The 23,564-nt window shown below is 65.9% G+C and carries 13 protein-coding genes and 2 pseudogenes; 8 read left to right on the top strand and 7 right to left on the bottom strand.

From position 1 onward, the window contains the following. Window positions 1-129 precede the first annotated feature (129 nt). Window positions 130-1,077, top strand: coding sequence for a magnesium/cobalt transporter CorA (corA, locus tag C2U47_RS19590; protein WP_005301617.1), 948 nt, complete (start codon window positions 130-132; stop codon window positions 1,075-1,077). A gap of 143 nt (window positions 1,078-1,220) precedes the next feature. After that, window positions 1,221-1,682: a DUF2919 domain-containing protein gene (locus tag C2U47_RS19585; RefSeq protein ID WP_039038891.1), complete on the top strand. Its 462-nt coding sequence runs from the start codon at window positions 1,221-1,223 to the stop codon at window positions 1,680-1,682. A gap of 9 nt (window positions 1,683-1,691) precedes the next feature. Here C2U47_RS19585 and C2U47_RS19580 read toward each other — a convergent pair whose 3' ends face one another. Further along, complete coding sequence (locus C2U47_RS19580) at window positions 1,692-2,441, bottom strand: hypothetical protein (RefSeq protein ID WP_103259986.1); 750 nt, start codon at window positions 2,439-2,441, stop codon at window positions 1,692-1,694. 215 nt (window positions 2,442-2,656) lie between these two features. Here C2U47_RS19580 and C2U47_RS19575 point away from each other — a divergent pair, with 215 nt between their 5' ends. From C2U47_RS19575 to C2U47_RS19555, 5 genes and pseudogenes are all read left to right on the top strand, one after another. Further along, window positions 2,657-3,892 carry an MFS transporter gene (locus C2U47_RS19575; protein ID WP_103261874.1) on the top strand — a complete coding sequence of 412 codons (1,236 nt, stop codon included), beginning with the start codon at window positions 2,657-2,659 and terminating at the stop codon, window positions 3,890-3,892. A 60-nt stretch (window positions 3,893-3,952) separates the two neighbouring features. After that, on the top strand, window positions 3,953-5,926 hold the full coding sequence (locus tag C2U47_RS19570) for a siderophore amonabactin TonB-dependent receptor (RefSeq protein WP_103261873.1): 1,974 nt from the start codon (window positions 3,953-3,955) through the stop codon (window positions 5,924-5,926). Window positions 5,927-6,004: 78 nt separating this feature from the next. After that, window positions 6,005-7,021 carry an amonabactin ABC transporter permease subunit 2 gene (locus C2U47_RS19565; RefSeq protein WP_043155876.1) on the top strand — a complete coding sequence of 339 codons (1,017 nt, stop codon included), beginning with the start codon at window positions 6,005-6,007 and terminating at the stop codon, window positions 7,019-7,021. 12 nt (window positions 7,022-7,033) lie between these two features. Continuing rightward, window positions 7,034-8,083: an amonabactin ABC transporter permease subunit 1 gene (locus C2U47_RS19560; RefSeq protein WP_103261872.1), complete on the top strand. Its 1,050-nt coding sequence runs from the start codon at window positions 7,034-7,036 to the stop codon at window positions 8,081-8,083. Window positions 8,084-8,126: 43 nt separating this feature from the next. Beyond that, a pseudogene (locus tag C2U47_RS19555) lies at window positions 8,127-8,929 on the top strand (amonabactin ABC transporter ATP-binding protein). A gap of 61 nt (window positions 8,930-8,990) precedes the next feature. Here C2U47_RS19555 and amoD read toward each other — a convergent pair. Then, the gene (amoD, locus tag C2U47_RS19550) at window positions 8,991-9,776 is read right to left on the bottom strand and encodes an amonabactin biosynthesis phosphopantetheinyl transferase AmoD (protein WP_158657431.1); all 786 of its coding nucleotides are present in this window, start codon (window positions 9,774-9,776) and stop codon (window positions 8,991-8,993) included. A 156-nt stretch (window positions 9,777-9,932) separates the two neighbouring features. Between amoD and C2U47_RS19545 the strand changes: the two genes are divergently transcribed. Continuing rightward, the gene (locus C2U47_RS19545) at window positions 9,933-10,877 is read left to right on the top strand and encodes an ABC transporter substrate-binding protein (RefSeq protein WP_103261870.1); all 945 of its coding nucleotides are present in this window, start codon (window positions 9,933-9,935) and stop codon (window positions 10,875-10,877) included. Window positions 10,878-10,961: 84 nt separating this feature from the next. Here C2U47_RS19545 and amoH read toward each other — a convergent pair. From amoH to amoB, 5 genes and pseudogenes are all read right to left on the bottom strand, one after another. Beyond that, a pseudogene (gene amoH, locus C2U47_RS19540) lies at window positions 10,962-12,505 on the bottom strand (amonabactin biosynthesis glycine adenylation protein AmoH). Next, window positions 12,502-18,765, bottom strand: a complete 6,264-nt coding sequence (gene amoG, locus C2U47_RS19535; RefSeq protein WP_103261869.1) for an amonabactin biosynthesis non-ribosomal peptide synthetase AmoG — start codon at window positions 18,763-18,765, stop codon at window positions 12,502-12,504. Before amoG ends, amoH begins: the two are co-directional and overlap by 4 nt. Before the next feature lie 14 nt (window positions 18,766-18,779). Then, complete coding sequence (gene amoA, locus C2U47_RS19530; protein WP_043155884.1) at window positions 18,780-19,529, bottom strand: amonabactin biosynthesis protein AmoA; 750 nt, start codon at window positions 19,527-19,529, stop codon at window positions 18,780-18,782. A 20-nt stretch (window positions 19,530-19,549) separates the two neighbouring features. After that, complete coding sequence (amoF, locus tag C2U47_RS19525; protein WP_053288503.1) at window positions 19,550-22,651, bottom strand: amonabactin biosynthesis non-ribosomal peptide synthetase AmoF; 3,102 nt, start codon at window positions 22,649-22,651, stop codon at window positions 19,550-19,552. Further along, window positions 22,648-23,556 (bottom strand): amonabactin biosynthesis bifunctional protein AmoB, encoded by a 909-nt coding sequence (amoB, locus tag C2U47_RS19520; RefSeq protein WP_043156426.1) that lies wholly within the window; start codon window positions 23,554-23,556, stop codon window positions 22,648-22,650. Before amoB ends, amoF begins: the two co-directional genes overlap by 4 nt. Window positions 23,557-23,564 lie beyond the last annotated feature (8 nt).

Here is a 23,564-nt window from a genome sequence, read left to right as displayed (position 1 = left end):
AGTTCGCCGCATTCAGGTTGTCCATCGGCCTCGTTATGCTATTTCATGGGATCGCTTTCCGTGCGATCTAAGGCCGCATGAACCTGTGCAACCATCCCTGATTACCCATGACTTCTTAAGGGGGGACAGATGATCACCGCCTACATTCTCAACAACAAGGTGCTGGACATAGTCACGCTCGGGCCGGATGACATCGTTCCCGACAACACCGTCTGGCTGGATGCCTACAAGCCGGACACAGCGGAGCGAGAATGGTTGACGGGCCTGTTCCTGGAGGAGGTGCCGGACAAGGAGGAGCTCGATGACATCGAGGCATCCGCCCGCTTCTACTGGGACACCGACGGTCTGCACATCCACTCCCTGTTTCCCCAACGCATCGGTCGCGACACCAAGGGTGTGCACGTCTCTTTTACCTTGCGCAACAACCTGCTGATCAGCATCCGCGAGGATGACATCGGCCTGGTGCGTTTGCTGCGCCACTACATGCGTCAGGACAGACTGGAGGTCGAAGATGCCCTCGACATCCTGCTGGAGGTGCAGAACCTCAAGGTGGAGTACCTCTCAGACCTGATCGAGGATGGGTACAAGACCCTGGAGAACACCGCCGATCAGATCTTCGAGCCGGACCAGATCAACCCCATGCTCAAGGAGCTGATGGCCCAGGAAGAGGCCAACGGCCAGATCCGTCTCTCCCTGCACGATACCCGCCGCGCCCTGCGCTTTCTCAAACGCAGCCTGCGCCAGCGCATGACGGGGGAGCAGAACAAGTGGATCGACGAGATGCTGCACGACGTGGAATCCCTGCTGCCCCATACCCAGTTCCTGTTCGACAAGATCAACTTCCAGCTGGAGGCCTCCATGGGGGTGACCAATCTGGAGCAGAACAAGGTGATCAAGATCTTCTCGGTAGCCGCGGTCATCTTCCTGCCGCCGACCCTTATCGCCAGCATCTACGGCATGAACTTTGGCCGCATGCCGGAGCTCGCCTGGGAATACGGCTATCCCCTCTCCCTGGTGCTGATGGTGATGTCATCGCTGGGCACCGGTCTCTTCTTCAAGCGAAAAGGCTGGCTGTGACGCCGGAACCCGGCAACTAAAGACTGCGGATTGGGGGGCATGGCCCCCGATTAATTCCCGGCCGTTGCCGGCCTTGTAATGGCCTGCCCTGTGCCCCATATCCCCTTCATCACTCGCACTGCATGAATGGATACCGGGCCACCATGACCCTCTACCCCGAACACCGTTACGACGATCACGGCCAGTTGCGCCCCCCGCTCTGGTTCTGGCCCATCGCCCTCTTGCTGACCCGCTCGGTCTGGCTGTTTCTGATGGCGGGGGTCACCCGGGAGAGTGGCAGCGCCATCCTGACCCTCTTCTACCCGGACAAGCTCACCCTCTATATCAGCCTGCTGACGGACGTGCCCGCCATGCTGGCGCTGCTCGCCTGCGGCGGCACCCATCGCCAGACCCACAGTGCCAGAGCCTGGCTCAGACGCCACAGTCCCTTGCTGCTGCTCTGCTCTGCCGTCAGTGGCCTGCTGATGCAACTGCACAGCCTCAATCTGCAGCAGTGGTCGTTCAACTGGCCCACCGCCCTGGTGCTCATCGCCAGCCTCTGGGCGCTCTGGTATCTGCTGAGAAGCCGCCAGTTGCGGGATTATGCTCTGGATCAGCCCCACTGACAGGCTGGTTCACTGGCGCGTGACCCGGATCTGCAGAGTCTGGCGTTCGCTGCCGCTGGCCCCGCCCATGCCTGATGGATTGGCGATCGCGGCCTCCCGGCTGCCTTGGGTTGTGGAAAGCTCCCCCACCGTCAGCCACTGGCCCGGGGCGCCGCTCACCTCGGTGGCACTCTGGCCGGTGTGTATGTTGCCTCGCTCCACTCTTGCCTGTTCACTGCTGAGGGCCACCTGCACCCTGTCCCCTATCAGGGTCGCGGTGGCGTAGAGACCGTTCATCAGCGGCATCATGCCCACCACCCTTCCCCCCTGCCACTGGTAAAAGGTGACCGGCTGATAGGACCCCATCTGCAACAACACGGGCCGTCCGGAGAGGCCACGCACCTGCCAGTTGTCACTCTGGCTGCGTTCATAGTGCCGGGCATCCCCCTCCAGCAGCCACTGCCGTTTGGCATCCAGGCCCAGCCCCACTCCGGCCTGCTGACGGCTGGAGGCGCCATCCACCCGCCACTCGATGAGCAGGCTTTGGGGCGGCTGGTTCACTTGCGCCAGGGTACGCTCGGCCTCCTGCAACTGGGCGGGGGTTCCGCTCAGTACCAGCTGGTTGCCCATGGCGCTCACCCCGAGATCCGGGTAGATCTCCTTGAGCGTCTGCACCGCGGCATCCGCCTCGAATACCGGTATGACCTTCACTTCGGCCCTCAGGGGCAATGCCAGCAACAGGCAGCACCCCAGCCCCCAATACCCTGATCCTGCGCGCATCTTCTCCTCCCGGCGTTCACCGCCACCCTCTCGCTTCCTGCCATCATGGTCCATGGCGCCCCGATTGCTACGGGCCTGGTATGCATCCCCACACAGAGGCACCAGATAAAGACTCGTTAAGATACTAATCAATACAAATAAAAATGGTTATCATTTGTTGTCACAACAAAAACCCTCGGATACAATTCGGACTCATTTTTTCGAGTCAGCCTCTGATGAAGCCAGAATCCGTCGCATCCACCCCTGCCGCCATCCACCTGGCGCTGCTCATCAACATGCTCTCCATGGGCTGCATGATGATGGTGATGCCCCTTGGCCCGGAACTGGTAACCCGCCTGGGGATGCTGCCGGAGCAGACAGGTTACTTCAGCGGCGGCGCCACCCTGGGCGCCGCCCTGCTGGGCCTCCTGGCCGCCCCCTGGCTCGATCGGGTCAACCGCAAACCCGCTCTGCTGGTACTGCTGGTCCTGCGCTTCCTGCTCTTGATGGCTTGCGCCCTGGCCGAGGATAGCCAGACACTGCTGCTGCTTTTCATCCTGTCCGGCTGCGTGGCTGGCCCCCTGGGGGCCATCCTGATGGCGGCGGTGCTGGATCTGGTACCGCCCGCCGAGCGGGGCCGCCGCCTCGCCTACGTGGGTATGGCGTTTTCCCTGGCCGCCATTCTGATCGTGCCCGCGGCCCTCGTGCTGGCCCAGTGGTCTGGCTGGCAGAGCCCCTTCCTCTTGTTTGGTGCAGGCGGCCTGCTGCTGGCCCTGCTGTGTGCCATCTGGCTGCCGTCCCTGCCGGTCAACCGGGCCCCGGCAGGCCAGGGGATGCGCCAGTTGCTGGGGTCACCGCTCTGCCAGGGAGCCCTCTTCATCCTCTGCCTGCAGATGTTCGGCCACTTCCTGCTCATTCCGCACTTTGCCAACTACTTCCAGTTCAACCTGGGTTTCCCGCGCGAGCAGATCGCCAGCCTCTATCTGTGCGGCGGCCTTGCCAGCATGGCCACCATGCGCCTGTGCGGCGGCTGGATCGATCAGGGCCGCGCCCAGGGCGCCATCCTGCTCACCAGCCTGGCCCTGGCCCTGATCACCCTGGTGGGCTTTGCCTTGCCGGCAGGCCTGCCTCTCTATCTGCTGTTCACCCTCTTCATGGCCCTGAGCTCCGCCCGTGCCAGCACCACCCTCGCGGTCACGGCGGCCATTCCGGCCCCCCATCAGCGCGCCGCCTTCATGTCTTTCCAGGGCTCGGTCACCAATGTGGCGGCGGGCCTCGGCAGCCTGTTCTCCGCCAGATATCTGGTCTCCGACGAGGGGGGCGCCCTGCACGGTTTCCCCACCCTGGCCTGGATCAACATTGCATGCACCCTGGTGGCCTGCGCCGGTGTCTGGTTCCTCATCCGGGGCCTGAAGCGCACAAGAGATAACAATAATCCTGCCTCTGGCACCGCCAGACAAGGAAGTCAGTGAGCACCGGATCAGAAGAATCCGGACCCCATAACCTCAGTTATATCCATGGAGTTTTTGACAATGCAGTTGCAGCACGGCCTCTTTAAACTGAACCCCATTCTGCTCTCCCTTGGTCTGCTGGCCGTACCGGGCCTGGCCCAGGCCGAGTCCGTCAAGGCCAACGAGACGGTGGTGGTCACCGCCACCCAGACCAAGCACACCGAGCTGACTGCCCCGGCCAGCGTCTCCGTGGTCACCCGCGCCGATCTGGACAAGATGAACGTCAACAACATCGGCGATGCCCTCAAGCACGTGCCCGGTGTCAACATCATCGGCACCAACCCCACGGGTCGCAACGAGATCAAGATCCGCGGCATGGGCGGTGACTACACCCTGCTGCTGGTCAACGGCAAGCGGGTCAACGCCCGCGAGACCCTGGGCAGCTCCTTTGGCAACGACTTCGACTTAAGCTCCATCCCCATGGCCGCCATCGAGCGCATCGAAGTGATCCGCGGTCCCGTCTCCTCCCTGTACGGGGCCGATGCCCTCGGCGGCGTGGTCAACGTGATCCTGCGCCAGGCCAAGGAGAACACCGAAGCGGCCGTCGGCTACACCCACACCATGCCCACCAAGGGGGATGGCGGGGATGCCAACCAGGGTAGCGCCTTCGTCTCCGGCGCCCTCATCGACAACAAGCTGCTGGGCAGCGTGGTGGTGGAAGGCTATCAGCGGGATCGCTGGAAGAGCGAGCAGTCCAACAACCCCGATGCCGACGCCCTGGAGAAACGGGAAGTGGTCAACGTGCTCTCCAGCCTGAAGTGGCTGGTGGCCGACAACCAGGACATCGACTTCGATCTGGGTTACAACCAGAACGACATGGACAGCTACTTCAACAACGTGCCCCGTGCCCCGACCGCACCGGCCACTCCCCACAACGTGCAGAAACTCGATCGCCTGAGCCTGGGACTGACCCACAACGGCCGTTGGGAACACTTCGACAGCCGCGCTCGTTACTACTTCGAGCAGACCGATCTGATGGATGACTCCCAGCTCAACGGTGGCGCCGCCGACATCACCCAGACCAACAACACGGTGGATGGCCAGTTGAGCGGCTACCTCGGGGATCACCTGCTGACCTCGGGTGCAGAGTTCCGCAAGACCGAGCTGGAGCACAGCCGCAGCATCCAGAACGGCAGCGTGGATGCGAGCCAGAGCGCTCTCTACCTGCAAGACGAGTTCGGCTTTGGGGATCTGGCCCTGACGCTCTCCGGCCGTCTGGATCACCACGAGACCTATGGCAACGAGTTCAGCCCCCGTGCCTACGCCCTCTACTCCCTGAGTGACGAGTGGGTGATCAAGGGCGGCGCCGGCAAGGCGTTCAAGGCCCCGACCCTGGCCCAGTCCAGCGAAGGGTTCGCCACCACCGCCTGCCGCGGCGCCTGCAAGGTGATAGGCAACCCGGATCTGAAGCCGGAAACCTCCGTCAGCTACGAGCTTGGCACCGCCTACAACGCCGATCGCTTCGGCGCAGGGGTGACCGGCTTCCACAACGAGATCGAGGATCTGATCCAGAGCGATCAGTGGGGCCCGGGCTACCGTCCGACCGTCATGACCTACCTCAACGTCAAGAAGGCCCGCATCAAGGGGCTGGAGCTGACCGGCTGGTTCGACGTGCTGGACAACGTGCAGCTGACCGGCAACCTGACCCTTCTGGACTCCGAAGACAAGAGCACGGGTGACGATCTGGCCAAGACCCCGGATCACACCGGCAACATCGGCCTGGACTGGAAGGCGAGCGACGTGGTCAGCGCCAACTTGGCCTGGCAGTATGTCGGCAGCCAGCTGATCAAGGTGCCGGCCCGCAACGCCCAGGCATTCACCTCCAAGCACTACCAGACCCTGGACGTGAACACCAAGTGGACCGTCACGCCGGCCCTGGACTTCAAGCTCGGCATCACCAACCTCACCAACACCCAGCGTGACGAGGTGGCGACCGACGCCGACTTCATCCTGGAAGGTCGCACCGTCTACGCAGGGGTCGATTACAAGCTGTAATCCATCCTGTCTGCGGGAGCCCCGGTCGCGGGGCTCCCTTTTTGCGTTTCTGCCTCCCCGAATTCAAGGAGTCATTGAGTGCTCAGATACCAAGCTCGGCTGTTCTGGCTCGGCGTGCTGCTCCTCTTCCTGCTGATTTGTCTGTCACTGGCCACCGGGGCCGGTGTCTATGGTGGCCGCGAGGTCGCCGGCTTCCTGTTGGGCGATCCCGCCTTTGTGGCCGATGAAAAGCTCGCCATGATAGTCCATACCCTGCGCCTGCCCCGCACCCTGGCAGCCCTGGTGGTGGGGGCGTCACTCTCCCTGGCGGCTTCCATGCTGCAAAGTGCCACCCGCAACCCTCTGGCCGAACCCGGCCTGCTCGGGGTCAATGCCGGCGCCGTCTTTGCTCTGGTGATCGGCCTCACCTGGTTTGGCGTCGAATCCGCCTACGGGTATCTGCTCTGGTCCGGCATGGGGGCCCTGCTCGGCAACCTCATCGTGCTGGGCCTCGGCCTCATGGTGGGGCGCTCCAACCCCCTCAAGCTCATCCTGGTAGGGGTCGCCCTCTCCGCCACCTTCGGCGGTCTTTCCAACTTCCTGTTGCTCTCCAACCGGGTGGTGCTGGAGCAGTTCCGCTTCTGGAACTTAGGGTCCCTTGCCGCCTCCAGTCTGGAAGCGGTACTCACCGTGGTCCCATTCGCCCTGGCCGCCCTGCTGCTGACCCTGGCGCTCTGTCGCCCTCTCACCCTGATGCAGATGGGGGATCACCAGTCCAGGGCCCTCGGCATCCGCCCCACCCGGGTGCGGATCGGCGTGCTCTTGGCCGCAACGCTCTTCACCGCCTGCGCCATCGCCATCGCCGGTCCCATCGGCTTTGTCGGCTTCCTCGCCGCCTACTGCGCCCGCCTGGTGGAGCCGGTTCGCCTCGCCATCCAGGTGCGCTTCTCCGCCCTGTTCGGGGTGCTCTTTCTGCTCGGTGCCGATGTGCTGGCCCGCTGGCTTATCCAGCCCTACGAGCTGCCCAACGGCGTCATTCTGGCGCTCATCGGGGCGCCCGTGCTCATCCTGGTGGTGCGCAGCGGCGGCTTCCGCTCCCTGCTGGCCGTCAAATAAGGTGCCACGCCCATGAAGAACTCTCTCTCACTCCCGAGCGGCACCCTCTGCCTTCATCTTGGCAGCCACACCCTGTTGCTGCACCGCCGCGCCTGGCTCATTACCCTGGGGCTCCTGGTCGCCCTCACCCTGCTCTCCCTGATGGCCCTCACCCTGGGTTCCGGCAAGATCACCATGATGGGGGTGATCCAGACCCTGCTCGGGGAGGGAAGCCGACTCGATCAGGTAACCGTCTTCAAGATCCGCCTGCCGCGCCTGTTGGCGGTGCTGGTGGCCGGCGCCGCCATGGGACTCTCGGGCTGCCTGGTGCAGACCCTGGTGCGAAACCGCCTCGCCACCCCGGACATGATCGGGGTCAACGAGGGGGCATCCCTGGCCATCATCATCTTCTCCCTCTATCTGACCCTGGGCAGCTGGCCCTGGTGGGCCGCCCCCTTCGGCGCCCTGTTTGCCGCCGCCGTGCTCTATGCCCTGTGCAACAAGCCGGGGGAGCAGGGCTACCTGTTCGTGGTGATCGGCATCGGGGTCTCGGAGCTGATGAACGCCCTCGGCCAGTTCGTCATGTCCACCCAGTCCCTAGTGCACCTCACCAGCCTCTATCTGTGGAACATGGGCAACTTCGTCGGTCAGGGCTATGGCACCCTGCTACCGGTGAGCCTGCTGCTCCTGCTCATCTGCCCCTGGACCGTCTGTCTCTCCCGATCCCTCGGCGTACTGCGCCTGGGACCGGTGACGGCCAGCACCCTGGGGGTCAACGTGAACCGGGTCCAGCTCGGGGTGCTGGCCCAGGCCATCATAGTCGCGGCCCTTGGCACCGCCATCGGCGGCCCCGTGGTCTTCATCGCCATGGCGGCCCCCATCCTTGCCTCCTGGCTCAGCCGGGATCGCATCGTGCCGCTCTGGATTGCCGCCCTGTGCGGCGCCCTGATGCTGCTCGCCAGCGACACCCTGGTGCGGGTGCTGGCCAGCCCCCACGAGGTGGCCACCGGCATCATGACCCGCATTCTCGGCGGCCTGCTGCTGCTCTTCATCCTGCTCAAAGATCGCCAGAAGGCCGACTGACCATGGCATTCATCCATTTCCAACACAGACCGAGGGCCGCCCGATGACGCTCACCGTGAACCGACTCCAGTTCGGCTACCCGCAAAAGACCATCTTCAAGGAGATCTCCTTCTCCCTCCCCCGGGGCAAGCTGGTGGGGATCGTCGGCCCCAACGGCGGCGGCAAATCCACCCTGCTCAAGCTCCTTGCGGGACAGGAGCAGCCCCGGTCCGGGGAGATCCTGCTCAAGGAGAAGCCACTCGGGGCCTATGGCGCCAAGGCCCTGGCCCGGGAGCTCGCCTATCTGCCCCAGCGCCCCCTGGTCCCCCCGGTATCCTGGTGGAGCAACTGGTGCAATACGGCCGCCATCCCCATCAGGGCTGGTTCAATCAGTGGAGCGAGGAAGATGCCCGCATGGTGGGCTGGGCCCGGGAGCGGATGCAGCTGGACGGCATCTGGCACCAGAGCGCCAGCTCTCTCTCCGGCGGTCAGGCCCAGCGGGTCTGGCTCGCCATGGTGCTGGCCCAGGATGCGGACATCATCTTGCTGGACGAGCCCACCAGCGCGCTGGACATCGGCCACCAGACCGAGGTGATGGAGGCCATCCACCGGGTCGCCGCCGAGGGCAAGACGGTGCTCATCGTCATCCACGATCTCGCCACCGCCGCCCGCTACTGCGACGAGCTGATTGCCCTGGGGGATGGCGCCATCCAGGCCATGGGCCCGGCCCGGGAGGTGGTGACCAAGCCCCTCATCGATCGCCTCTACCAGACCGATGTGGACATACTGCACGCCCCCGGCGACGGAGCCCCCATCATAGTGCCGCGCCGCAGGCCGCACGCCTTTGCCATGAAGCAGCAGGCCTGAGCCCCATCCAAAAACCGCCGAGAGGCGGTTTTTGGATGTTTGCAGCTCGGCGCACCGCCACTCACAGCAGCAGGCTGGTGAGCACCCCGCCCGGCCGTGTTTGCCAGTGCCCTGTTTGCCAATGCAGTGCCTGCCAGTACATTGGCTGCCAGTAGAGCGTACAGCGCCAACCGGCAGGCAGTGTCGGGGTCAGCGAGTCCACGAGTTCGAGGGTGAGGGTCTGCTCCGTCATGGTCAGCCAGCGGGCATCGAGAAAATCAAAATAGCGCCCCACCTTGGGGTAGAGCGCCTTGAACAGGCTCTCCTTGGCCGAAAAGATCAAGGTGAGCGCCTCAGCCCTGCTCAGGCCGATGGCAGGGGCAGCGGCCGCCAGCCGGGCCCACTCCTCCCCGCTGGCAATGCCGGGCCAGAGCTCGCTCGCCTGCCCCTCTGCCAGCCAGCCCTCCAGATCCAGCCCCATCCCCGCCCGGCCGGGGCGCGCCGCACACAGGGCCATGCCGCGCCCTTGCAACAGGCTGTGGCTGATGCTGCCCTCAAACCCCGCAGGCCAGCAGGGTTCGCGGGCGTTGCCGATGGCCACGGGGTGCTCCGCGAGGTTGAAGGGGCGCAGGGCTTCGCGGGCCGCAAGACGCCCCGCCAGAAACTCCCCCAGCCGCTTGGGGGCCGCGCGCTGCAAGCTGGCGGGCAGTACCATGCCGGCCGCATCGTAACAGGCCGGGGTGAAGGCGGCGGGGTCAAAGCAGACCCGTTGCAGCGCCAGATGCGCCGCGCCGGGCAGCGGCAGGCTGTCGGCCTGCACGATAAAGCGGTCCAGTGAACAGGCTGGCGCGGTGGCAATGAACATCACAAAGGGCCCTTGGTGGATGAGCCCGCATGGTAGCAAATTGCTCCCTCCACACACCACAAACACAAATGACAATTCTTATCATTTGAATTTGTGGTAGCATGATTTCGCCCGTTTGGGACCCAGTGTTCCACTGATTTCACCAAGAAGGATGTAACGATGAAGATCTCCTCTCCCCTGGCTGCCGTGCTGATGCTGGCCAGCCTGGTCGGCTTCCAGGCACAGGCCGGCAGCGAGACCCGTCAGGTGACCGATGCCGACGGCAAGACCCAGGTTGTACCGGCCCAGCCCAAGCGGGTGGTGGTACTGAGCGAAATCGATCTGGACAGCGCCCTGACCCTGGGGCTGCAACCGGTCGGCACCGTCAATGGGCGCGGCCAGTCCACCCTGCCCCGCTATCTGCTGGACAAGGCGGGCAAGGAGATCGCTGTGGTCGGGGATCTGGACAACCCCAATCTGGAGACCCTCATCGATCTGGAGCCGGACCTCATCCTCACCGGCCAGACCAAGCCCGAGCTGCTGGCCCTGCTCAAGGAGATCGCCCCCACCGTCGTCACCGGCAACTGGGGCGAGCCCTGGAAAACCGTGTTCGGTCGCAGCGCCGACGCGATGAACCGGGGGGCCGAGGCCAAGGCGTTCCTCACCCGGTATGAGGCCCGCCTGGCAGAGGCCCGCAGCAAGCTCGCCCAGCATCAGGGGGAACAGATGAGCATAGTGCGCTGGAACCCCAAGGGGCCGAGCTACATGCACGGCGGCACCTTTGCCAGCAGCGTGGTCACCGAGATGGGGCTCACCCGACCCTCCCACCAGATTGGCGACAAGAGCCCCCACTCCCCGGCCCTGAGCCTCGAATCCCTCAACCTGCTGGACGGTGACTGGCTGGTGATCGGCACCCTCAGCACCAGCGGGGATGCGGTGGATGCCATGAAGCAGGCCGAGCAGACCCCGGCCTTCCAGCAACTCGGCGCCATCAAGGGCAAGCGCTTCGGCGCCGTCGACGGGTCGCTGTGGACCTCCACCGGCGGCCCCCAGGCGGCCCTCAAGGTGATCGACGACGTCGAGCGCCTGCTCACCAAACCGGATGCCGCCCCCATCGCTCACTAAGCCCCCTCGGTTTACAGCCAACAAGAAGCCCGCATGATGCGGGCTTCTTTTTTATCCATCGCTCTTACCGTCCGGCAAGGCCGCCTACTCGGGCAAGGGCAGCGCCTTTCTGTCGAGCTTGCCGCTCCCGGTCTTGGGCAGGGCATCCAGCAGGATGAGCCGCGCCGGCACCATGTAGTGCGGCAGCGTCGCCTGCAACCCCTTGCGCAGGGCGAGGCGATTGAGGATCACCCCGCTTTTCGCCTCCACGTAGCCCACCAGCATGGCCTCGTCCCCCTCTCCCACCAGACGCACCGCTGCCTCCTGCACCCCGGCCTGGCGGCGCAGTCCCGCCTCCACCTCGCCGAGCTCGATGCGAAAACCGCGCAGCTTGATCTGATCGTCGCGCCGCCCCAGATAGAGGAAGCGGTCCGCCCCAAGGAGGCGCACCCGATCACCGGTGCGATAGAGGCAATGGGTGGCAAGGCGCAGGAAGGCGGCGCTGGTCAAGGCCGGCTTGCGCCAGTACCCCTCGCACAGGGCCGGGCTCTCGATGCAGAGCTCGCCGCACTCTCCCTCTGCCACCGGCTGCCCCGCCTCGTCCAGCACCCAGTGCCGATAGCCGGGCAGGCTGTGGCTGATGGTGATCTGCCCGCCAACCGGCGGCCAGCGCACCTCGCTCACCAGGGACCAGACGGTAGCCTCGGTCGGCCCATAGCAGTTCCACAGCCGCCGGGTGCGGGCACAGAGCTGCTCGGCCAACCCTGAGTCCAGCGCCTCGCCACCGCACAGGGCGGTGAGGGTATTGCGCCCCTGCCAGCCAGCCTTGAGCAACATACGCCAGCAGGCCGGGGTGGCCTGCAGCCAGTTGATGGAGGGATCGGCCTCGAGCAGCGCCAGCATCCCCAGGGGATCCTTGTTGTGCTCGCCGCCGGCCACCGTGAGCCGACCACCGCCCCAGAGCGGCCCCAGCATCTCCAGCAGGGAGATGTCGAAGGCCGGGGTGGTGATGAAGAGCCAGTGGCAGCCAGGTGAAAGCCCGAGCCGCTCACGGATCCCGTCGAGGAAGCAGAGCAGGGCCCGCCGGCTGATGACCACCCCCTTGGGCTCGCCGGTGGAGCCCGAGGTGAACATCATGTAGGCAGCCAGGGCATCATCCACCTGGGGCCAGGAAACACCCCCTGCCGCTGCTGGCCCGTCGAGGGTGCGCAGCGGACAGCCGAAGGCGGGAGCTGGCCTGTCGCCGTCGCAGATCACCGCCGACAGGCGCGCCTGGCGGGCGATCCCCTGCAGCCGCTCCACCGGAAAGTCCGGCTCAAGGGGCACGAAGGTGAGACCGAGGCGCAGGCAGGCCAGCAGGCTGGCCACCAGATCGGGGCTGCGGGAGAGATAGAGGCCAACCCGCTCCCCCACCGCCAGCCCCTGCAAACGGGCGGCAATCTCGCCGACCCTGGCATTGAGCGCGCCGTAGCTAAGCCACTGTTCATCTGATCCGCCCTCACTGATGCCCTCCCCGCCCATGCGAATGGCGGGGGCGAGCGGGCTGGCGGCCAGACAGGCCGCCAGCCGCGCACCCAGGTTGGCCGCGCCCTCACGGGGGCCGGCCGGGTTTGCACGAGCGGAGCCTTATGCTTGATGGTCACCGTCATAGCGCGGCCTCCGTTTGGCGCACCAGCCAGTGCCGATAGAGCCGGCTGGGGGATGGGTGGGCTTTGAGCGTCTGCAGGGTAAGTGGCGCCCGATCCTGCGCGAACGCCTCGTTGAGGGCCGCCAGCAGGGCGAGTTGCTGCACCGAATCTACCCCCAGATCCATCAGGGTTTGTTGCCAAATGCCGGGCACGCCGCACTGGCGCTCCCACAGGGCCACCAGCACGCGGGCCTCGGCCGGCGGCTGAGCCAGGCTGGGCTCCGCCCTGGTGGCTACCACCTGCGGCATCACCGGGGACTGTACCGCCGCCACGCTGGCCGGCTGGCTCAGATCCGCCTGTGCTAGCCAGGCGAGTTCGGCCAGCCAGTCAGCCAGCACCGCCTCGGCCCGGGCCTCGGGGATCTGCTCGCCATCGAACTCGAGGCGCAGTTGGAGCGTCTCGCCCCGGCTGCTGACCACCAAGGAGAGCGGCAGCTCCACCTTCTCCACCACGGCGCCAAAGCGCGGCACCAGCTGGTGAGGTTCGGGGGCGGCAGGGGCCGCCGGCATGGGGTAGTTCTCGAACACGAACAGGCTCTGGAACAGACGTGCCCGGCCTTTGGTCAGTGCCGCCAGCGACTGGGTGCCGTGCTCATTGAGTGCCATCAGGTCGGTCTGCAACCGGGCGATATGCTCGGCCAGGGTCAACTCGGTGTGCCACACCAGGGCCAACGGCAGGCTGTTGATATAGAGCCCGACGCTCGCGGTGATCCCCTCGATGGGGTAATCCCGGCCCGGGGTCACGTTGCCCACCAGGGTGACGGCATCGCCAGAGCAGCGTGCCAGCAGACGGTGCCAGGCATATTGGGCCAACAGGCCCGCGGTCACGCCAAGCTCGCGGGCACGATGGGCGAGCAAGGTCGCCACCTCGGCCGGCAACGACGTGGCGCACACCGCCGGTCGCTGCTGGGTATGGCGCCCGCTTGCGCCAGCGTCCAGCGTCACCCCGAACAGGCAGGCGAGATCGTTAGGCGTTGCCAAGAGCTCGCCCCGCCCCTGCCAGTAGGTCTCGGCGCTGCGGGTTTGGCTGGCGATATGGCGGCCAAATTCGAGCCAGGCGGTATCCGGCTCGCGCTGCGGCAACAGGCCATTCATCAGCGCCTGATAGCCGCGATGCAAGGAACCCAGCAACACGGGGCCGCTCCAGCCATCCAGCACGCCGTGATGGGCGCTGAAGATCACCTTGTGGTGATCGGGAGCCAATTTGAAGCAGACAAGGCGCAGCAGGGGCGCCTGCTCCAGCGGGATCGGGCGGGCCAGATCCTGCTCGCGGTAGGCCTGGACCCGTGTCTCTGCATTTTCCACTTCAGACAAGTCCTCATAGTGGAATGGCAACTCGGCATGCTTGAGGATGCGCTGGAGCGCAACCCCGTCCGCCAGCACCAGTTCGCTGCGAAGGGCCGGCCTGCGGGCAATCTGCCCCTGCCAGGCCTGACGGTAGACCGCCACGTCCAGCGGCTGGTGATAGGCGATCTCGGTCTGCAGGTGATAGGCGTGATCCCGGGGCGCCAGCGCCCTGTGATGGAACATGCTCTGCTGAAGCGAGGTCATGGGCAGCAGGGTCTCCACCTCGCGCCCGTTCAGCACCCGATCGAGCGCGCTTTGCGAGAGGCCAAGCCCCGGGAAGTCGCTCGGGGTATGGCGCGGGGCCTTCACCGCGCAGCAGTGCTCCACCAGTGCCGTCAGGTTGTCCGCCAGCCGCGCCATCAGGGCGTCGCTCGCCTGCTGGTTGAGGGCGCCCACCTGACGCAGGGTGAGGCGGCCATCAAACACGCCACCGTGCAGACTGACCAGCTCGCGCGGCAGGTTGTCAGGGGAGCTGGGTGCCCCCGGCGCCATCGACAGAGGCTGCCAGGGCTGAGCAGCCTCGCCCTGATGGCTGACCCCCAGATAGTTGAAGACGATCAGGGCTTCGGGCAGTGCCCAGCCACGTGGGTGGTGCAGTCGCAGGGCGTTGAAGCCCACCCCTTTGTCCGGCACGGCGCGCAGCTGCTCCTTGGTGGCGCAGACCAGCGCGTCCCACTCCTTGGCATCCGCCAGTGCCAGCGGGTAGGTGCTGGTGAACCAGCCCAGGGTACGGCTCACGTCGAGTTCCGCATCGATGGCCTCACGGCCGTGCCCTTCCAGCATCACGCAATGACGTGCGCCATAACCCAGCTCGCTCAGGGTGCGGGTCAGTGCCGCCAGCAGCAGGTCGGGCACCCGGGTGAAGTAGGCCTGGTTGGCGGTGTCGATAAGACGAGCCGTGGTCTCCTGACTCAGTTGCAGCAGGCTGGCGGCGGCGCGGCCATCGGCGGCGCGCGCCGTTTCCAGCAGGTGACCCTGGCTGCCTTCCCCCTGAGCCAGCCAGAAGCCAAGCTGTTCCTCTTCCCGTTTGGCGTAGGCCGCGAGCCCCTCGCCCCACTGGCGATAGCTGCTGCCCTTGGCGGGCAGCGGCTCGCCCCTGCTCACCCGGGCCAGATCCTCGGCCAGAATGCGCCAGGAGACGGCATCGATCACCAGGTGATGGAAGGCGAGGAAGAGCCCCTCCACCGTCTCGCCCTCCCGCGCACCTTCCAGAGAGAGATTGCGCAGGCGGGCCCAGGCCAGGGTGTGGCCGGTGGCAGGGTCGAGCTCTCCCTGCAGCTCGGTCAGGCGGGCTTGCAGCTCAGCCTCATCGAGATTGGCGGCATCCAGGGTCGGCAGCGGCGGCAATGGCAGTTCGGCCAGATAGCGCTGGCCGGTCGGGGTCACCGCCAGACGCAGGGCATCGTGGTGCTGGCGCAGGGCATTCAGCCAGCCGCGCAGAGCCTCATCGTCCACCCCGGCCGGCAGGCGCAGGATCACCCCCTGGTTCCAGTGACCGGACTTGGCAAAGCCCTGCTCGAAGAACCAGTGCTGAATGGGGTGGAGCGGAAACTCGCCGGTCAGGCTGCCCTGCTCGCTCCTGTGGCTGACGGCCTGCTGCTGGCCGAGCTGGCGGCAGAGGCGGCGCACCGTCTTGGCTTCGAACACGTCCTTCACGCTGCAGTGCAGCCCCGCATCCCGCAGCCGGGTGGTGAGCTGGATGCTGAGGATGGAGTCACCGCCCAGACGGAAGAAGTCATCCTCTACCCCGAGCGGTTGCTTGAGCACCCCTTGCCAGATGGCGAGCACGGTCTGCTCCAGTTCGTTTTGCGGCTCGCCCTTGCTCTGCTGCCAGACGATGGCAGGCAGGCGGCGCAAGTCCAGCTTGCCGTTGGGGGTGAGCGGCATCTCGGGCAGCCAGCAGAGGCGCGCCGGCACCATGTATTCGGGCAGGCACTCGCCGGCTCGCTGCAGCAGGGCGTCGCCGTCGGGCTCCCTTGCCCCGGCCTGCAAACAGGCGTAAGCGAGCAGGCGACCCTCCTGCACCACCACCTTGATCTGGCGGATGACCGGGCACAATTCGGCAAGCCGGGTCTCTATCTCACCCGGCTCGATACGATAGCCGCGCAGCTTGATCTGCTCGTCTATCCGGCCCAGATACTGGATGTTGCCGTCGCGGCGCAGCAGGGCCCGATCGCCGGTGCGATAGAGGCGATGGGTACGATCCTCCGCCAGCGCCAGCTCGATAAAGGCCTCCTGGGTACGCTCTGGCAGATTGAGATAGCCGCAGGCCAGCCCCAGCCCCGCCAGGCAGAGCTCGCCTGGGACCCCCACCGGGCAGAGGTTACCCGCCTCGTCCAGGATCAGCGCCTTCAGGTTGTTGACGGGGCTACCTATGGTGATGGGCGCCCCCGGAGTGAGCTGCGCGCAGAGCGCGGTGACGGTGCACTCGGTCGGGCCGTACATGTTGAATAGCGCCACCCGCTCTCCCCAACGCTCCACCAGGCTGCTCGGGCACGCCTCGCCGCCAAAGCCGATGGCCTTGAGGGAACCGAGATCCGCCGGTGGCAGCAGGTTCGCGAGCAGGGCGGTCGGCAAAATCATATGGCTGGCGCCCTTGCTGATGGCGGCAGCGATCACCCCTTCCCCCGGCTCGCCGAAGTGCAGGGCCGCGCCGCAGTACAGGGGCAGCAAGCTGGTCATGTTGCCGGCATCAAACGAGAGGGACATGCAGTTGAACATGGCCCCGTTATGATCAATGGCGATGCGATCACCGTGATCCGCCATCAGGTTGACCAGGCTGCCCTGCTCCACCATGACCCCCTTGGGCAGGCCGGTGCTGCCGGAGGTGTAGATGATCTGGGCCAGCATGGCGGCGTCCCGAGGCAGTGCGGGCGTGCTGGTTGGCATCTTGTCCAGCGCCAGCTGGTGCAGGTTGTGATACTGGGCACCCGTGCCCACCAGCGCCTCGGCAAGCCGCGGGTCCGGCACGCCACCCAGCACCAGGCTGATGGCTGCATCGCCAAGGATATGGGCCAGCCGCTCGGCGGGATAGGCAGGATCGAGGGGCACATAGGCCGCCCCCGCCTTCCAGCAGGCGAGCAGTGCGATGGCAAAGGCGACATCCCGTCTGGCCTGGATGCCGATGGCGGCGCCCGGGGTAACGCCACAGGATTGCAGCCAGTGGGCCAACTGGTTGGCACGCACCTCCAGCTCGCCATAGGTCAACGATTGCGCGCCCTCGCTCACCGCCAGCGCGTCCGGCAACTGAATAGCGCGCCGCTCGATATGACAGAGCAGGGTGTCGCGGCTCGGGTAGTCTTGCGGCAAGTCGGCAAGCTGTGCGGCCAGCGCGGCCTGGTCGGTGCCCGCTTCCAGCGGTAGTTGCCAGATGTCGGTCTCGGGGGCCGCCACCACGGCGCGCATCAGGTGCAGCAGGCGATCGGCATAAGCCTGGATGGTCTCTCGCTCGAACAGGGCGGTGGCAAACAGCCAGTCCACCCGGACGGAGTCCATCAGCTCGGTCACCTTGACCGATATGTCGGTCTTGGCCGGCAGCACAGGCGAGGTCTCCTCCACCAGCTGGCAGCCGGGGATGAGATCGTTGAAGTCCACCTTGGCCTGATAGACCAGCATGATCTGGAAGATGGGGTTGATGGCGGTGGTGCGATCGGCGCCGATGGCCTCGGCCAGCGCCTCGAAGCGGTAGAGCTGGTGATCAAAGGCCGCCAGATCCTCCTCCCGGCACTGCTGCAGATAGTCGACAAAGCTGGGCTTGCCGCTGAGTTGAGTGCGCAGCACCAGGGTATTGACGAAAAAGCCCACCAGCGACTCGATCTCGTGGCGCTCACGATAGGCGAGCGGGGTGCCGATCACCACCTCCTTCTCGCCGCTCTGGCGCACCATCAGCAGGGCAAACAGGGCGTGCAGACCGATAAAGTTGGAGGTGCTGTGGCGTTGGCAGAGGCGCTTGAAGCTCTCCCACTGGTCGCTCTCGATGGTGGAGAAGACCAGCTCGCCGCCGCTGTCCTGATGGGCCGGGCGCGGCTTGTCGAGCGGCAGACCGTGAACCTCGGGGCTGCCACCGAGTCGATCGACCCAGAACGGCTTGAACTCGGCGTGATAATCGAGAAAACGGTCCGAGTTGAACCAGCGGGCATAGTCGATGTAGGTGAGCGGCAGCTCGCTCACCTGCAGGGGCTCGCGGTTCTGATGGGCAAGAAAGGCGCGCTTGAGATCCGCGAACATGTTCTTGACCGACCAGCCGTCGGAGATGATGTGGTGCTGGGTGATCAGCAGCACGTGCTCGCGGCTGCCCAGCCGAATAAGGTGCACCCGGCTGAGATCCCCCCGGGTCAAGGAGAAGGGGCGTCCAATCTCTTCCCGCACCCGGTGGGCCACATAGGCCTCGCGCTCGGCAATGGGCTCTGCGCTCACATCCTCAATCTGCAACGTGAAGGGCGTATGGGGCAGGATCTCCTGCGCCCCCCTGCCCGCCTCGTCCTTGATGAAGCGGGTGCGCATGCTGGGGTGGCGGGCAAACAGGTGGTCGAAGGCAAACTCCAGCGCCGCCGTGTCCAGCTCTCCCTTGACGCGAAAATAGACCGGCATATTGTAGAGGTGGGAGGCCTCCTCGTACTGCTCGATAAACCAGAGCCCGCTCTGGGACGAGGAGAGCGGCCCCTGCCGGGCGCCCTCGGCGGCGATAGGTTCTTCGAAGGCGGCACGGGCCGCCAGGCAGCGCACCAGCTCATCCTTGTGGGCCTTGATGGTGGCACCGATGGCCGGCGTCACCGCCTCCTTGCTCGACTGGGAGATAAGCTGACCTTTGTCGTTCAGAGCCAGCTTGACCCCCTGCCGTTCCAGCTGTTTCAACAGCAAAATCATATTGTTCATCTGTTTCTCAAGCCTCAGGCACTCAGGGTGGCGCCGCCGTCGACGACCAGATCCTGCAGCGTGATGTGGCTGGCCAGATCCGAGGCCAGGAAGAGGACGGTATGGGCGATCTCCGCCGGGGTGGCGACCTTGCGCAGGGGGATGCCGAGCTTGAACTGCTCCGGCAACCCGGCAATGGTGCGGGCCATGGCCTCCTCGCTTGGCAGCATGCCGCGCAGCATGGGGGTATCCGTCGAGCCCGGCGACACCAGGTTGGCGCGCACGCCGAAGGGGGCCAGCTCCAGCCCCACCGTCTGGGTCAGGCTGGTGACCGCCGCCTTGGAGGCGCAATAGGCCGCCATCTGCATGCGCGGCACATGGGCGGCGTTGGAGCCGATGGTGACGATGGCACCGCGCTGCTGCCCCTTGAAGTGGGGCACCAGGGCCCGCAGCAGATAGAAGACGCCGCTGGCGTTGACCGTCATGCAGTCGTGCCAGTCGTCATCGCTCAAGGCGTCGGTGGGGCCGAGGCGCAGCACTCCGGCCCCGTTCACCAGCACATCGAGCCCGCCGTCTGCCAGCAGCGCTGCGCAGCAGGCGTTGACCGCCTTCGAGTCGCCAATATCGAGCAGCCGGGTGGCATAGGGGTAATCGGCTTCGGGAAACGCCAGATCCAGCCCCACCACACAGGCGCCGGCTGCCACGAACTGCGTCGCCACCTCGCGGCCGATGCCGCGCCCTGCTCCGGTCACCCAGACCCGCTTGCCAGTGAAATCAAAGGCCATTGCTTGTTGCTCCTTATCCATCACCACACCATCTCCACGCTCTCTTCGTCCTCGGAAAGCAGGCCGTCGAGGAAACGGCAGAAGTCGTCCAGGCGCGGGTGATCGAACACGTCGGAGACCTTGACCTGCACCCCGAACTCGGCGCCGAGCCGGTTGACGATCTGAATGGTCTGCAGGGACTGGCCCCCCAGTTCGAAGAAGTTGTCCGTGGGCGCCATGGTGGCCAGCCCAAGGATCTGCTGCCAGATAGTGCCGACCCGGTTCTCGGTCTCGCTGCCCAGGGTCAAGGCTTCGCCGCCCGCCTGGTAGGCGGCCAGCAGGGCCTTGCGATCCAGCTTGTTGGAGCCGGTGCGGGGCAGCTGGTCATAGTGGCGATAGTCGGTGGGGATCATGGCGGCAGGCAGCACCTTGGCCAGCTGCGCCTTGATGACCCGGCTGTCGCGCTCCGACCCCGCCACGAAGGCCACCAGCCGGCGCACGCTGCCGATGCTCACCCCCTGCACGCACGCCTCGTCCACCCCCGGCAGGGCCAGCAGCTGGGCCTCCACCTCGCCGGGCTGGATGCGATAGCCGCTTATCTTGAATTCGTTGTCGCGCCGACCAAGGTAGACCAGCCGGCCATCCACCAATCGCACCCGATCGCCGGTGCGGTAGACAGGCATCTGCTCCGCCCCAACACGGAGGGTATCGAAACTACCTTGCACGTCCCCCACGTAGCCGTTGGCCAGCTGCGGGCCGAGCAGCACCAGCTCCCCCTCCTCGGCGGGTTGCTCCCCCGCCCCCAGAATGAGCGCCTGCATGCCGGGCAGCGGCAGGCCGATGGGCAACTGGGCCTGGCTCGGGTCTTCCCGCTGCAGCTCCTGGGTGGTCACCACCACTGTGGTTTCGGTGGGGCCGTAGGTGTTGAAGAGGCGCACATCGGAGCGGCCCTGGCGCTGCCACTGGGCCAACTGCTCGGGGTAGACCGCCTCGCCGCCGATAATGACGGTGGTAAGCCCGGCAGGAATATGGGCCTGGCCCGCCGTCAGCGCCACCACCCACTCGTTCCAGAACGCGGTAGGCAGGTCGAGGTGGGTGATCCCCATCTGCTCCACCCCGGCCGCGAAGGCGGGCATGGATTCGAGCAGGGCGTCGGTGCGCAGCACCAGGGTGGCACCGGCGCTCAAGGTGGCGAACACCTCCTCGATGCTGGCGTCGAAGTTGAAGGGGGCGAATTGCAGCATCCGCGCGTCTTCATCGAGGTGATAGCGGCAGCGGGCCGCAGCGGCGAAGTGATCCAGGGCGCCGTGGCTCACCGCCACCCCCTTGGGCAGGCCGGTGGAGCCCGAGGTGAACATCAGGTAGGCGACGGCGCAACCGGCGGCCGGCTGGTTGAGCCGATCGCCACTCACCAGATCCCCCGCCAGCAGGGTGCGCCCCTCAAACAGGCTGGCCAGCTTGTGGCGGTACTCGGCCTGGGTGATCAGGGTCTTGACCTCCCCCAGCCGCAGAATATGGCCCTGGCGCTCCAGCGGCTGCTCGGGATCGAGGGGCACATAGACGGCGCCCGCCAGCAGCACCGCCAGCTGGGCGAAGATGGCCTGGGGGGTGCGGGCCAGCATGACCCCCACCTTGTCGCCGGGGGCGACGCCTTCGGCCTGCAAGGCGGCCGCCATCTGTTCGGCTCTGGCCAGCAGCGCCTCGTAGCTGAAGCGGGCCTCTCCCTGCGCCGTGCGCTGAATCAAGGCAATCTTGTCCGGGGTCTGGGCGGCGAAGTGGCAGAGCGCCTCCAGCACAGGCCGCGTCTTGATCACTTCATGGGTGGGGCCGGCGATCAGGGCCCTGGCCCGCTGCTCCGCCAGCCAGTCGGCCTTGAGCGTCCCCAGGGTCTGGGCGGGCTCGGCCAGCCAGCGTCCCAGCAGGGCAAACAGGGTATCGGCGATGGCTGCCAGATCCGCCTGACAGTAGCAGCCGGGGTTGGCGTCCAGATCCAGTCTGGGCTGACCATCGACGCCGACCTGCACCTCGATGGTGAGATCCTCCACCGGGCCGGCGCTGATGTTGAGAATATGGGCAGATAGCGGCCCGAAGCGGCGAGCGTGATCGAACGGCATGATGTTGACCAGCGGGCCGAACAGGCGTTTGTCGCCCCCCACCAGGCCAAGGTCGCGACGCAGCAGCTCGTAGCGGTAGTGCTGGTGTTTGCGCACCCCGCGCTTGGCCTTGGCCACGGCGCCGGCGGCTCCCGCCAGATCCAGCTCTTCACCAAGCGCGAGAGCCAGGGGGGTAATGTTCATCTGCATGCAGGGCACGGTCAGGGACGCCGAGCCGATGCGGTTCATCATCATCAGGCCGAGCAGGGTCTTATCCTGGCCGCTCGACAGCGACAGCTGGGCCGAGAGGCCGGCCAGCAGCAGATCGGGCCAGCCCAGCTTGTGCTCGTCGGCAAAGCCGGTCAGGGATTGCCAGAGCGCCGCCGGCAGCGGACGGCTCTCGCGGATAAATTCGGCGGCAATCGGCGCCCGTAACGAGCCAAATGATGTCACCTCGGGCCAGCCTTGCAGTTGCTCCTGCCAGAAGGCGCGGGCGGCGGCGTTCTTGCCGCTCTGCTCACGGCTCGCCTCTTCGGCCAGCACCTCAGCCAACGAGCCGAAGGGGGATGGGGAGTTCATCTCACCGGCCAGCCCCTCTGCATACAGCTCGGCGATGCGCTGGAACAGCAAGGTGGTACCAAAGCCATCCAGCGCGATGTGGTGCACGCAGCTGTAGAGGTAATCGCGGCCGGGGCCGCGCAGCAGGGCGAAACGGCAGGGCGCTTCTTGGGTCAACTCGAACGGGCGGCGCAGATCGGCCCAGGCCCAGGCGCGGGCCAGCGTCTCGTCATCGCGCTCGAGGGAGACCTCTTCATAGGCCAGGGGCAGCTCGGCCGGGACGAAGCAGACCGCCTCCTTATCGTCTTCGAAGTGGCCCTTGAGCGCCTCGCACTCCCCCACCGCCTTGGCAAGGGCCGCGGCCAGCACGGCCGCCTCGACCTTGCCGTCGAAGGCGATGCACTCGGCGGTGTTGAACATCGCCTTGTCGTCGTTCAGCAGATGTCCGGACCAGAGCCCCTGCTGAGGTATGGTCAAGGGGAAGCGGTTCATGGGGTCACCTCCAGCGCCTGGGCTGCCAGCCTGGCCTCGATCAGGCGCCACCAGCCGTTGAGGGTCGGCAACTTGGCGAGATCCACGAAGCCGAGCTCGACCCCGGCGGCGCGCCACTCGGTGAGCAGGGCCATGATCCGCACCGAATCCAGACCGTAGTCGATGAGGTTCTCATCGGGGTCAAACTCATCTTCGTCCTCGTCGATATGACTCAGCAGCCGCGCCTTGAGCCCCTCATACGTCAGCAACGGATTGCTCTGGACGGCAGAAGCGGCAACCGGCGCAAGGGCCAGCACCTCCTCGCAGCGGATCACCTTGCCGCAGCGGGTCGCCACGTAGTCGAGCGCCATCTGGTGGTCGGCCAGGGAGAAGTCCGCCACCCCGTCCGCCAGGAAGAAGGGCTGGATGTCGCGCATGAAGGCGTCGCAGGCGGTCATCATGCAACCGATATGGCCGTAGATGCCGCCGATGATCAGCTGATCCCGCCCCAGCGCTTTGAGCATCTGCTCGAGCTCGGAGCGCTGGAAGGCGCTGTAGCGCCACTTGACCAGCACGGTGTCGTCCCGCTCCGGGCGCAGGGCTGCCACCACCTGCTGCTGCTCGGGCCGTTTGTTGAGCCCCGGGCCCCACATGTCGTTGAGCAGGGCGCGATCCTCAGGGGATTGATCCTTGGGCTGGGCGGTGTAGAAGACCGGGATGCCGAGGGCCTTGCACTGCTTGCGCACGGCGGCCAGGCGCTCGGTGAGCGCCGCGATCAACGGGCTGTTTTCGCCATAGAAGGCGGTGAAGTACTCCTGCATGTCGTGGATCAGCAGGGCGGCGCGCTTGGGATCCAGAGACCAGTCGACCTTGTTGGCCTTCCACTGGCTGGGTATGGCGTAATTGTTCAGGGTTGGGATTGCCATAACGTCAT

It is taken from the genome of Aeromonas sp. ASNIH7, from assembly GCF_002903485.1.
In the GTDB taxonomy this organism is placed as follows: Bacteria; Pseudomonadota; Gammaproteobacteria; order Enterobacterales; family Aeromonadaceae; genus Aeromonas; species Aeromonas caviae.
Note: the sequence above shows the minus strand (reverse complement) of the source record. Positions and strands in the feature narration are given on the sequence as shown.